The following is a 12,334-nucleotide window of genomic DNA, read 5'->3' as shown; positions in this document are numbered from 1 at the left end:
CGGGTTGATCGTCGCTCCGGGCTCACCGCTGCTCCAGGGGCACCGCGGCGGAGACGACGGTGCCCTCACCGGGCGCGCTCTCCACGGTCAGCCTGCCACCCAACTGCCGCAGCCGGGCACGCATGGCCGGCAGGCCGTACCCGCGCCGGCTCCCGCTCTCGCCCCCGCCCCCGCTCTCGCCCCCACCCCCGCTTTCGCCCCCACCCCCGGTGCCGACCGCGTCCGGGTCGAAGCCCCGCCCGTCGTCGGCGACGTCCAGCACGGCCTGGTCGCCGAGGAAGGACAGCGTGATCGCGGCGGCCGACGCCCCGGCGTGCTCGCGGACGTTGGCCAGCGCGCCCTGGGCGATCCGCAGCAGCGCGGACTGTGCGGCGGTGGGCAGCGGCACCGGCGTGCCGTCCAGGTGGAAGCGGACCGGCAGCCCGCTCTCGGTGGACTCCCGTTCGGCCAGCGCCCGCAGCGCCCGGTCGAGGGTGCGGCCGTCGGACAGCTCCACCGGGGCGAGGTCGTGGACGAAGCGGCGGGCCTCGGCCAGGTTCCGGGCGGCCACCTCGGCGGCGGTGCGGACGTGGGTGCGGGCGGTCGCCGGGTGGGTGTCCCAGGTGCGCTTGGCGGCTTGGAGCAGCATCTGCTGGCTGGACAGGCCCTGCGCCAGGGTGTCGTGGATCTCCATCGCCAGTCGCGCGCGCTCGGCCAGGGTGCCCTCCCGCCGCTCGGTGGCGGCGAGTTCGCGCCGGGTGCGGACCAGGTCGGCGATCAGCGCGCGCTGCCGGGCGGCCTGCCGGGCCATGAAGAGGAAGACGCCGGTGGCGAGCGCGGCCACCGCGGGCGGCAGCAGGACGAGGGTGGCGTCGACGCCGCCGGGCAGCCGGATCTCGGCGATCACCACCAGCAGGGTCAGCGCGCCGACCAGCGGGATGGCCGCCTTCGCGGGCAGCGCCCGCAGCGCGGTGTAGATCAGCGGGACGGCGCACCAGGCGAAGCTCGGCGCGAGCAGCACCAGCACCACCCAGAGCGCCACCACCAGGGCCAGCGGCCACCGGCGGCGCCGGCCCGGGGAGGTCGGCCGGTGGTGGTCGAGCCAGGACCCGGCCGGTCGGGCGACCGCGAGGGCCGCGCTCAGCCCGATCACCCAGGGCGCCTGGGCGTTGCCGGAGTGGTGGCTGAGGTAGCGGTTGAGCGAGGCGGCGAGCAGCAGCAGGAAGGCGGAGTCCAGCAGCAGCGCGAGCCGGCCCGCGTCCGGATCGCCGGCGTCGGGCCCGAGGACGCCGCGAAATCCGGCACCGGTACGGTCCGCAGCGCGGCGGCCGACGGTCGGGCGGGGCTGCTGCACGGGTGGCTCCTGGCTGAACGGGTGGTGCGTGCGCGGCCGGTGGGTCCGCACCGACCGAGGGGCGGCGTGCCGGTCGGCGCCGGCCCGTGCCGGTCGGCGCCGGCCCGTGCCGGTCGGCGCCGGCCCGTACCGCTCGGCGCCGGCCCGTACCGCTCGGCGCCGGCCCGGACCGCTCGGAGCAGGCCCGGACCGGCCCGTCCGGAACCGCACTGACCTGCGTCGATCCCTCGATGGTGACCCGTCCGGCCCGGGTCCGCATCAGCCGATCGGTTGACGCCGCCGTCCACCATCATGCCGGGACGCCCGCGCCGGACCGTTGATGTGGCGGCCCCTGCCCCGGCCGGAGGATCGAAGCACGCCGCCGGACGATCCCCCCGACGGTCCGGCGGCCCCCGAACCCCCACCCGACCCCGCAGATCCGCTGAGGAGCTGGACCATGAAGAAGACCTCCGTGCGCACCCGGGTGCTGACCGGCACCGTCGTCGCCGCCGCGGTCGCCGCCGCCACCATCGGCGCCGTCTCGGCCAGCGCCGAGTCCACCGACACCCCGGCCGTCCCGGCCGCGGCGAAGGCCGACACCCAGAACAAGAACCTGGCCCCGAGCAGCGGTCTGACCATCGACGCCGCCACCCGCGCCGCCCAGGCCGCACTGGACGCGGCCACCAAGGCCGGCCAGCACGTGTCGGTCGCGGTCGTCGACCGTGACGGTGTCACCCGGGTGCTGCTGAAGGGCGACGGCGCCGGCCCGCAGGCCCCGGTCTCGGCCGAGCGCAAGGCCTTCACCGCGGTGTCCTGGAACGCCCCGACCTCGGAGCTGGCCAAGCGCCTGGCCCAGGCCCCGAACCTGAAGGACATCCCGGGCACCCTGTTCCTGGCCGGCGGTGCCCCGATCCAGTCGAAGGGCGCTCCGATCGCGGCCGTCGGTGTCGCGGGCGCGCCCAGCGGGGACCTGGACGAGCAGTTCGCGCAGGCGGGCGTCGCCGAGCTGGCGAAGTGACGCGAGCCCGGCCGGTGGCCCGCCCCGCGCGGGGGCAGGGGCCGCCCGGCCGGGCCGGGGTCTCGTTCGGGTGAACACAGGGAGGGTCGCCGCAGAACACGGGATGACCCTTCGAAAAGCCGGTGCCACTGTCAGTGGCGCGTGGCAGGCTTCCCGGTATGACGGCGTGGACCCTCAACGACATCGAACGTGCGATCCGCTCCTCCTGGGGTGTCGACACCTGTGCGCCCGAGGATCTGGCCCACTGGCGTCCCGACAATCCCGCCCGCGGCCAGTGCGGGGTGACGGCGATGGTGGTGCACGACCTGCTCGGCGGCGAGCTCATGATGGGCGAGGTGTACGTCGACGGGGTGCGGACGGATCTCCACTGGTGGAACCGTTTCGCCACCGGCTTCGAGATCGACCTCACCCGCGAGCAGTTCGGGCCGGACGAGCTGGTCGGCCCCGGCCGTCCGGTCGCCCGCCCGGCCCGCCCCGGCCGCCTCCAGGCCCAGTACGAGCTGCTGCGCGGCCGGGTGGTCGCCGAGCTGGAGCGCGGCGCCGCCGCCGACCGCACGCGGGTGCCGGCCCGGGCCGCCCGGGCCGCCGCCACCCGGGCCCGTGCCTGCGCCTGAGCCGCACCCCGGCCACGGGTGCGCCGAGGGGTTCGGCAGCCGGTGTCGTCCGGCCCGCAAGGCCCCCTGACGTACAGTCGGTCGCATACGAGCAGTGGCGACCAGGGGAGTGCGCGGATGAGCGGGCGGACGATCGGCTTCGTCGGGCTGGGCGGGATGGGGCGCGGCATGGCCGGCAGCCTGCTGCGGGCCGGCCACACGGTACGGGTCTGGAACCGCTCGCCCGAGCCGGTGGCCGCGATGGTGGCCGAGGGCGCGCAGGCGGCCGACTCGCTCGCCGAGGTGTTCGCCGCCGACACGGTGGTCTCCATGCTCGCCAACGACGCGGCGGTCGAGCAGCTGCTGCTCGACCCCGCGCTGCTGGCCGGCGCCGAGGCGACCCTGCACGTCAACATGGCCACCGTCTCGCTCGCCCTCGCCGAACGGGCCGAGGCGCTGCACGGCGAGCACGGCATCGGCTACGTCGCCGCCCCGGTGCTCGGCCGTCCGCCGGTGGCGGCGGCCGGACGGCTGAACATCCTGGCCGCGGGCGCGCCCGACCTGCTGGAGCGGGCCGAGCCGCTGTTCGCCGCGATGGGCGAGCGCATCTGGTACTTCGGGGACAGCCCCCGGCAGGCCAACACGGCCAAGATCAGCACCAACTTCCTGATCGCCTGCGCGATCGAGTCGATGGCCGAGGCGTGCAGCCTGGCCGACGCGAACGGCGTCCGGCCGACCGAGCTGGTCGAGATGCTCACCGCCACGCTCTTCCCCGGGCCGATCTACGGCGGCTACGGCGCGATGGTGGCCGAACGCCGCTACGAGCCGGCCGGGTTCCGGCTGCCGCTCGGGCTCAAGGACGTCGGCCTCGCGCTGGAGGCGGGCGCCGCGCGCAACGTCCCGCTCCCGTTCGGCAGCATCCTGCGGGACGCCTTCCTGGACGCGCTCGCCCACGGCGACGGGGAGAAGGACTGGGCGGCCGTCGCCGCCGTCGCCCGCCGCCGGGCCGGACTGCCCGCCTGACCGCCGTCCGGTCTTCCGCGCCAACCCCAGTGCTTTGCAAGGGGGTTGGCGCGGGCGCGGAATAAACGGACCTTCGATGGCCGCTCTCTCCTCCGTCTGTTACCGCATTCACGACGGGGGAGTCATGATGGTCGATCAGCCGTCCGGCGCCGCGGCGCCGCGTCGTTTCCTGTTCCTCGACGCCAGTGCGCGCACCGACGGTAACTCCGTCCGGCTGGCCCGGCTGGCCGCCGGGTCGAGCCTGCCGCCCGGCGCCGAGCAGCACTGGCTGCGGCTGGAGGACCACCCGCTGCCGCCCTTCCGGGACCTGCGGCATACCGGCGACGGCCGCTACCCCGAGCCGGTCGGCCACGAGCGGGCCCTGCTGGACGCCACGCTCGCGGCCACCGACCTGGTCTTCGTCGCGCCGCTGTACTGGTACTCGCTGCCGACCAGCGCCAAGCTCTACCTCGACCACTGGTCGGCCTGGCTGCGGCTGCCCGGGGTGGACTTCCGCGCCCGGATGCGCGGCCGCACGCTCTGGGGCGTCACCGCACTCGCCGCCGCCGAGGAGGGCAAGGCCGAACCGCTGGTCGGCACCCTCCGGCTGACCGCCGAGTACATGGCGATGCGCTGGGGCGGAGCGCTGATCGGCAGCGGCAACCGCCCGGGCGAGGTGCTGGACGACGAGCGGGCGGTGATCGCGGCCAAGTCCTTCTTCGCGGGCTGAGTCGGGGCTCGGCCCGGCCCGAGCCCCGGGCATACACCGCGGGCCGACCTACGACGGGCCGACCGCCGGCGGGCCGACCGCCGGCGGGCCGGCACGGCCGGCCCCGGCCGGACGTCCACGCGCGTTCGCCCCCCCGCCGGAGGAGGCCCTGCGACACTGTCCCACGGGCGTGTACCCGTCACCGCGGGTCGACTTCAGGTGAGGCGCAAAAGCCTTACAGGTGGCCAGAGTTGGGCGATTCGGGCATCGATTTCCCCGGTCCTGGGCGCAGCGTGCCACCCGCCTTCCGGACCGGTCGGATCGTTCGGTACTCTCCGTCGGACTTTCAGCTTCGCGGGGGTACTGCGGCGTCTGCGGCCGCCCCCTCGCGCCCGGGCCTCGCCCGGACACTTCCGTGAGGTCTCCTTGTCCATACGTCGCAGTCTTGCCCTTGCCGGAGCCGCCGCGCTCGCGTCCTCGCTCGTGCTGGCGGGCGCCCAGGGCGCCATGGCCGTCGGCACCCCCGGCACCCCGTCCGCCGTCGCCTCCCAGGCCGACAAGGCGTCGCACGCGAGCCTCGACCTCTCGCTGAACAACGTGCCCGGCACCTTCATCGCCGGCGGTGACGCCCGCGAGTTCACCTTCAAGGTCGACAACCGGACGAAGCACGACTTCGTCTTCATCCCGCTGCTCAAGTTCAAGAGCAAGGCGGGGTCGCTCCAGGCGAAGGACCTCAAGGTCCAGTACCGGCTCCCCGGGGGCGAGTGGCAGACCGCCGTGGTCGCCCCCGACAAGAGCGGGGAGAAGAAGAACGACTCCGTCCTGATGATGCTCGGCACCCTCGACGCCGACGGCAACCCGGTCGGCGACGACCTGCTCGGGGTGAACCGCGGCAAGAACGTCCCGATCAAGGTCCGGGCGTCCTTCGCCGACGGCTCCCCGCTCGGCCGGGCCGGCGTCGTCCCGGTCGTCTTCGCCGCCCAGCTCGACGACTCCAGCCACCAGCCGGTCGACAACGGCCACCTCAGCTGCGACGGCGGCGTGGGCTTCGTCATCAAGGCGCCGGGCGGCAAGCCGACCCCGACGCCCACCTCGTCGCACACCGGCAAGCCCAGCCCGACGCCGACCCAGACGGGCAAGCCCAGCCCGACCGCGAGCAGCTCCCCGTCGGCCACCGCGACCACCACGCCGACCGAGAAGCCGACCGAGAAGCCCACCGGCAAGCCGACCGAGACCCCGACCGAGAAGCCCACCGAGCAGCCGACCACCCCGGCCACCGGTACGCCCTCCGGTTCGGCCACCGCCCCGGCCCCGGCCGAGAGCACCGGCGACACCGCAGGCCCGATCGACTTCCCGGTGGAGCCCCCGGTCATCACCCCGCCGCCGCTGACCCCGGCCGTGGTCGACAAGGCCAAGGCCGCCGCCGACGGCGCCGACAAGGCCCTGGCCCAGACCGGTGGCGGCGACAACACCACGGTCATCGCGGCCACCGGTGGTGCCGTCCTGGTCGCCGGCATCGGCACCCTCGTGGTGCTGCGCCGCCGCAAGTCCGCGCAGCAGGGCTGACCCGAAGCGCTGACCGGGGCGCTGCCCCGAAGCGCTGACCCGAGGCGCTGACCGAGGCGCCGCCCCGAAGCGCTGACCCGGGCGCGCCGCCGAGAGCGCGCAGGCCCGGTCCCGTGCCGCCCGTGCCGCCCGCACCGTCCCGTCGGACGGATCCGCGGGCGGCACGGGCGGTTCTCCTCCGTCACATAGGATGTCCGGCCGGAGGGGGGCGGAACGGCGGGGAGAGGACAGGTGCGGGTAGTACGCACGGCACGGACCACCACCGACTACGAGGCGACCACCGGGCGGATCGCCGGACTGCCGCTCCGCAGGCACCATGTCCTGCTGGCCGCCTGGACGGTGCTCTGGTTCCTCCTGGTCGAGCCCAGCGGCGGCTTCTCGTGGCACTACCTGCGCCAGGGCGAGCAGCTGCTCTTCAGTGACCAGCCCGACGGCGGCCTGTCGCTCTACGCCCGCCACCCGGAGCTCCAGATCGGCCCGGTCAGTCTGGCCGCGGCCAGGCTCACCGCCCCGTTCGCGCCGCACACCGGCGAGCTGATCGCCGAGGCGGTGAGTGCCGGGCTGGGCCTGGTGATGCTGGTCCTGGTCGGCCGCACCGCCGCCCTGTACTACCTCGGCACCGGGACCAACCACCGGCGTCTCCAGCAGCGGCTGCTGATCGCCGGGCTGGCGTTCATCCCGATGTGGGTCGAGGTCTCGGTCCGCTTCGCGCACCTGGACGACGTCCTGGCGCTGTTCTTCACCACCCTCGCTGCGCACGCCCTGGCCCGCGGCAAGCCCGTCCAGGTCGCGGTGTTCCTGGCGCTGGCGGTCGATTCCAAGCCCTGGGCGATCGCCTTCGCCCCGCTGATCCTGGCGCTGCCCAGGCCCGCCTGGCTGCGCACCGCGCTCTGGTTCTGCGCCCTGGTGGCGATCGCCTGGCTGCCGTTCTACCTGGGCAACCTGGACACCATGGCGGCCGCCAAGTTCACCATCCCGAACCAGCCCGCCTCCGCGCTGCGCTGGTTCGGGGTCACCGACCCGGCCACCCCCTGGTGGGACCGTCCGACCCAGTTCGCGCTCGGCATCGGGCTCGGCTGCGTCGCCGTCTGGCGCGGCCGCTGGCCCGCCGTGGTGCTGCTGGGCGCGGACGCCCGCATCCTGCTCGACCCGAGCGTCTACACGTACTACACGGCCTCGATCCTGCTCGGCACCCTGCTCTGGGACGCGGTCGGGCAGAAGCGGCTCGTCCCGTGGTGGAGCTGGATAGCGCTGGCCTCGCTGTACGGCGGCACGCTGTTCCTGCCGTCCGACGCGGCCCGCGGCTTCGTCCGGCTCGCCTTCGTGGTGGTCTCCGCCTCGTACGTGCTGCTCTGGCCCACCCAGCGGTCCCGCCGGCAGCGGCCCGGCGCACCGGGAGACGGCGGCGGCCGCAGGGGTGGTCGGCGGCGCGAGCGGGTGCCGGTCGGCGCCGGGGTCCGAGAGGGGCGCGCCCGCGCCGGCGCCACGGCTTGACCCTCACGCGACGTGAGAGCCGAGGGTGGTGGTCAGCACCAGGGAGGAACTCCGATGACCAGTGAGGGCTACTCGGTCGGCGCCGTGGCGAAGATCGCCAAGGTGACGGTCCGCACCCTGCACCACTACGACGAGATCGGCCTGCTGTCCCCGGCCGGCCGTACCCGCTCCGGCTACCGCCGCTACGGGGACGCCGACCTCGACCGGCTGCAGCAGATCCTCTTCTACCGAGAACTCGGGTTCCCCCTGGAGGAGATCGCGGCGATCCTGGACGACGACTCGGTCAGCCCGACCGAACACCTCCGGCGGCAGCACCGGCTGCTCACCGACCGGATCAGTCACCTCCAGGAACTCGCCTCAGCCGTCGAACACGCCATGGAGGCACGGAGAATGGGCATTCAGCTGACCCCGGAGGAGAAGTTCGAGATCTTCGGCGAGGGCTACCAGGAGGAGTGGGAGCAGGAGGCCGAGCAGCGCTGGGGCGACACCGAGGCCTGGGCCGAGTCGCAGCGCCGCACCGGCGGCTACTCCAAGGCCGACTGGCAGCGCATCCAGGCCGAGATGACCGGGATCAACGACCGCCTGGCCGAGGCGGTCACCGCCGGCGAGCCCGCCGACGGCCTGGTGGCCACGGACCTCGCCGAGGAGCACCGCCAGCACATCTGCCGGAACTTCTACGACTGCACGTTCACCATCCACCGCGGCCTGGCCGAGCTGTACGTCTCCGACTCGCGCTGGACCGACACCTACGAGAAGCTCGCGCCGGGCCTGGCCCAGTGGCTGCACGACGCCATCCTGGCCAACGCGGACCTGCGCGAGGCCGACCTCGAGGCGAAGCGCGAGGCGTGACAGCGGGCGCGCTCAGGCCACCCCGCATGCTCAGGCCACCCCGCGCGCTCGGGCCGCACCGCACGCAGGCCACCCCGCGCGCTCAGGCCGCCCCGCGCCCGAAGGAGCGCCGGTAGGAGGTCGGGGAGGTGCGCATCACCCGACCGAAGTGGTGGCGGAACGTCGCGGCGCTCTCGAAGCCGACCGCCGCGGCGATCTCCTCCACCGTCCCCTCCGGCGACTCCAGTAGCGCCAGACTGGCCGCGATGCGCTGGGTGACGACCCAGCGCATCGGGCTGGTCCCGGTGCGGGCGGTGAAGTGCCGCAGGTACGAGCGGTCCGACATCCGGGCGGCGCGGGCCAGTCGGGAGATGGTCAGCGGGGAGGACAGGTGGTCCAGCGCCCACTGCATGCTGCGGGCTATGCCGTCCTCCTCGTCCTCGACCGGGCGGACCGCCGCCTCGACGAACTGGGCCTGACCGCCGTCCCGGTGCGGCGCCACCACGAAGCGCCTGGCCACCGTGTTCGCCACCTTGGCGCCGTGGTCCCGGCGGACCAGGTGCAGGCAGAGGTCGATGCCGGCCGCGCTGCCCGCGCTGGTCAGCACGTCGCCGTTGTCCACGTACAGCACGTCCGGGTTGACCCGCACCGCCGGGTGGCGCTGCTGGAGCAGCTCGGCGTACCGCCAGTGGGTGGTCGCCTCCCGGCCGTCCAGCAGCCCGGCGGCGGCCAGCGCGAAGGCGCCCCCGCAGATCGACACGATCCGGGCGCCGCGACCGTGCGCGGTGCGCAGCGCCTCGACCAGGGCGGGGGAGACGCCCCCGGCACCGCGGCCGGGAGGTGCCCCGACGCCGCCGAACACGTTGGGCACCCCGGGGACGATCACGGTGTCGGCGGCCGCCAGCTCGTCCAGCCCGTACGGGGCGGTCAGCGTGAAGCCGCCCACCGCGTCCAGCGGCGTCCCGGGCTGCTCGGCGCACACCTTCAGCCCGTACCAGGGCGCCGCCAGCAGGCCCGCCAGCTCGGGCCGCGCGAGCCCGAACACCTCGACCACCACGCCGAGTTCGAAGGTCGCCATGCCCGGGAAGGCGTACACCGCGACGTCGTGCACGGGCTCCGGGCGCCGGCCGATGGTGACGGACACCGGCCGCGACGCGGTGGCGGCGGCCGCGGCCGCACCCACGGCCGTACCGGTTCCGGCACCGACCGGGCCGTCGATGTTCTGCTCGGCCATGCGAACCCCCTGCTCACGGGTGGCGGAATGCCGGTGAGTGTAGCCGTCCGGACCCCCTCGGAACTTTCTTCGAACCCACCTGCAACCTCCGCTCCCGTCACACGTCCTTGACTACGGGGGGTGGAGGGAACCCGGCCGAGGGCGGGCTGGGATGATCCCCCCGATCACGATCTTGATCAGGTGACCTGACGGAACGGCGGCCGCCGTCACCGTCCCGGGGGAAAGCGGAAACGCAGATGTCCATGGCCATCGGGCCGACCGCCGTGCAGTCGGGGGGACGCGGCTTCTCCGTCCGAGGAGTGGTCGCCGCGCTGTTCGGGGCGCAGGAGGTCGGCGAGCCGCTCGCCGACGTCGTCACCGAACAGGACGCGAAGCAGCGCCGTTCCGGCTTCCGCCTGTTGCGCGGCGGCCGCAAGCCCGCCGAGGACCGGCCCACCCTGACCGACCTCTACCACGCCCACCGGCTCGGTCTGGTCCGGATGGCGGTCCTGCTGGTCGACCACCAGGACCTGGCCGAGGACGTCGTCCAGGAGGCCTTCACCCAGCTCTACCAGCGCTACGGCGAGGAACTGGACGACCTCGACAACGCGCTCGGCTACCTGCGCACGTCGGTGGTCAACGGTGCCCGTTCGATGCTGCGCCGCCGCAAGACCGCTCGCGAGTACGTGCCGCCGCACGTGGCCGACGCCCCGTCCGCCGAGGACCACGCGGTGCTCAACGACGAGCACCGCCGGGTGCTGGTGGCCCTGCAGGAGTTGACTCCCCGCCAGCGCGAGGTGCTGGTGCTGCGCTACTGGTCCGACATGTCGGAAGCGCAGATTGCCGAGACCCTGGGGCTGTCCCGGGGTGCCGTGAAGTCCACCGCCAGCCGCGCTCTGGACGCCTTGGAAAAGCACCTGGAGAAGGTTCGATGACCGACAAGCTCCCCCGCCGCGCCGGCGGCGACGGCGACGGGCCGGCCGAGACACCCACGGAACGGCTGCTCCGCGAGGCGTTGACGGCCCGCGCCTCCATGGTCACGGCGACCGGCCTGCGCCCGGCCGCTCCCCCGAAGAGCCGGATCCGCCGACTGCGCCCGGTGTACGCCGTCACCCTGCCGCTCGGCCTGGCCGCCGCCATGGCGATCGGCGTGCTCACCTTCCACGGCGAGCCGGTCGCCCAGGACCAGGTCCCGCCGCCGGCCGCCACGCTGACCTCCGTGCCGAGTCCGACGCCCGAGCCGACCGGCGCCCCCAGCCCCGCGCCCGACCCCACCGACCCGGGCACCCCCGCCGGCGATGCCGAGACCGGCGTCCCGCTCGCCGACGGTGCCTCGTCCACGACCCCCGCCCCCAACGCCGCGACCGGTGCGGCGAGTTCGTACACCCTTCGAGGCGTCAAGTTCAAGGTCCCGGGAGGCTGGAAGGTCGTGCCGCGCTCGGCCGACCGGGTCTGCGTGCTGAGCCCCGGAGCGCCGACCGAGCCGCAGCAGGGCTGGACGCAGGCGGACTGTGAGCCCTACGGCGTCATGGTCGTGGTCTACAGCACCCCGGACGAGACCGACATCGGTGCCTGGCCGACGATGAACGACCTCGCCGCCCCCGACGGCTGGGGCCACCAGCCGAACTGCCCGGTCTGGGGCCGGCCCTACTTCCCCGACAGCGGCTACTCCTCGATGGGCGCCCCGGTGCGGACCAAGTCCACGGTGGGCGGCAAGTCGATCGACAAGACCCAGTGGAACGTCACCTGCAAGCCCGGGGACAGCTTCACCGCCCAGCTGTGGGGCATGGGTTCGGACCAGGTCTTCGTGGTGGCGAACGGGCTCAGGAGCGACTACCAGGCGGGCCTGACGTCGATCGTCAACAGCCTGGACGTGAGCGGCCACAAGCCGCCGATCGGGGTCGCGCAGAGCGGCAAGGACATCGCCATCACCGTCGACGGCGGCATCGGCGCGGGGCAGAAGGTGTCCAACGGCGGCACTCCGGTGACCTTCTCGGTGACCTACCGGAACACCGGCCAGAAGAGCTTCGCGAAGGTCCAGCCGCTGGTCTACACGAAGGAGTACGCCGGGACGCCGCCCAGCGAGATGGTCATGATGAACCAGGGCAAGCTGGAGCGCCAGGACGGCGGTGGCTGGACGGCGCTCCCGCTGTCGATGGGCGGCGGCATGGACTACGCGAAGACGGGCGAGAGCGCCGCGTTCTCGCTCGCTCCGGGTGAGAGCAAGAAGGTGACGTACCGGATGACCCTCGACCCGGTGGACGGGCCCGGGACGATGCCGGTGGCCGTCCAGGTGACGCTGCCGTACACCGGCACCTCGCTGAACGTCCTGAACGAGTTGACCGTCCCGGTGACGGTCGTGAAGCAGTAGTCCCAAGCGGGCCGTCGAGGCGCCGTGGCCGGGGTTCTCCCCTGGTCACGGCGCCTTTCGGCGTTCCGGGGCGGGTCGCGGGAAATTTCTTCGAACCCGGGTGCAACCCCCCGGCGGGATGGACGTCTATCAAGGTGAGAGGCGGGGAGAGCGAGCCGGCGAAGCCGGGGGGCTCGGGCCGGCTCCTCGGGGCGCGACAGTAGGCGCCCGCTCATCCGATCAAAACCA

Annotated in this window: 11 protein-coding genes; 9 read left to right on the top strand and 2 right to left on the bottom strand. The window is 74.0% G+C overall.

Features of this window, described 5'->3' with window-relative positions; all coding sequences use genetic code 11:
• Nucleotides 1-22: 22 nt before the first annotated feature.
• Nucleotides 23-1,333 (bottom strand): sensor histidine kinase, encoded by a 1,311-nt coding sequence (locus ACWDBB_RS01930; RefSeq protein ID WP_449787782.1) that lies wholly within the window; start codon nt 1,331-1,333, stop codon nt 23-25.
• Nucleotides 1,334-1,769: 436 nt separating this feature from the next.
• Here ACWDBB_RS01930 and ACWDBB_RS01925 point away from each other — a divergent pair, with 436 nt between their 5' ends.
• The 7 genes from ACWDBB_RS01925 (at nt 1,770) to ACWDBB_RS01895 (ending at nt 8,543) form a co-directional block, all read left to right on the top strand.
• On the top strand, nt 1,770-2,330 hold the full coding sequence (locus ACWDBB_RS01925) for a GlcG/HbpS family heme-binding protein (RefSeq protein WP_449787781.1): 561 nt from the start codon (nt 1,770-1,772) through the stop codon (nt 2,328-2,330).
• A gap of 158 nt (nt 2,331-2,488) precedes the next feature.
• The gene (locus ACWDBB_RS01920; RefSeq protein ID WP_449787780.1) at nt 2,489-2,944 is read left to right on the top strand and encodes a YunG family protein; all 456 of its coding nucleotides are present in this window, start codon (nt 2,489-2,491) and stop codon (nt 2,942-2,944) included.
• A gap of 18 nt (nt 2,945-2,962) precedes the next feature.
• The gene (locus tag ACWDBB_RS01915; protein WP_449787779.1) at nt 2,963-3,946 is read left to right on the top strand and encodes an NAD(P)-dependent oxidoreductase; all 984 of its coding nucleotides are present in this window, start codon (nt 2,963-2,965) and stop codon (nt 3,944-3,946) included.
• Between the two features lie 124 nt (nt 3,947-4,070).
• A complete protein-coding gene (locus ACWDBB_RS01910) occupies nt 4,071-4,655 on the top strand; it encodes a flavodoxin family protein (protein WP_449787778.1) in 585 nt (194 codons plus the stop codon).
• 405 nt (nt 4,656-5,060) lie between these two features.
• Nucleotides 5,061-6,200, top strand: coding sequence for an LPXTG cell wall anchor domain-containing protein (locus ACWDBB_RS01905; protein ID WP_449787777.1), 1,140 nt, complete (start codon nt 5,061-5,063; stop codon nt 6,198-6,200).
• 231 nt (nt 6,201-6,431) lie between these two features.
• Nucleotides 6,432-7,694, top strand: coding sequence for a hypothetical protein (locus ACWDBB_RS01900; protein ID WP_449787776.1), 1,263 nt, complete (start codon nt 6,432-6,434; stop codon nt 7,692-7,694).
• A 54-nt stretch (nt 7,695-7,748) separates the two neighbouring features.
• Complete coding sequence (locus ACWDBB_RS01895; RefSeq protein ID WP_449787775.1) at nt 7,749-8,543, top strand: MerR family transcriptional regulator; 795 nt, start codon at nt 7,749-7,751, stop codon at nt 8,541-8,543.
• Nucleotides 8,544-8,625: 82 nt separating this feature from the next.
• On the opposite strand, the gene ACWDBB_RS01890 is transcribed toward ACWDBB_RS01895, so the two are convergent.
• Nucleotides 8,626-9,633 carry a helix-turn-helix domain-containing protein gene (locus ACWDBB_RS01890; protein WP_449788094.1) on the bottom strand — a complete coding sequence of 336 codons (1,008 nt, stop codon included), beginning with the start codon at nt 9,631-9,633 and terminating at the stop codon, nt 8,626-8,628.
• Between the two features lie 359 nt (nt 9,634-9,992).
• On the opposite strand from ACWDBB_RS01890, the gene ACWDBB_RS01885 reads away from it, so the two are divergent.
• Nucleotides 9,993-10,670, top strand: a complete 678-nt coding sequence (locus ACWDBB_RS01885; RefSeq protein ID WP_449787774.1) for an RNA polymerase sigma factor — start codon at nt 9,993-9,995, stop codon at nt 10,668-10,670.
• Nucleotides 10,667-12,106 (top strand): hypothetical protein, encoded by a 1,440-nt coding sequence (locus tag ACWDBB_RS01880; protein WP_449787773.1) that lies wholly within the window; start codon nt 10,667-10,669, stop codon nt 12,104-12,106. Before ACWDBB_RS01885 ends, ACWDBB_RS01880 begins: the two co-directional genes overlap by 4 nt.
• Nucleotides 12,107-12,334 lie beyond the last annotated feature (228 nt).

It is taken from the genome of Kitasatospora sp. NPDC001095 (assembly GCF_053598615.1).
Note: the sequence above shows the minus strand (reverse complement) of the source record. Positions and strands in the feature narration are given on the sequence as shown.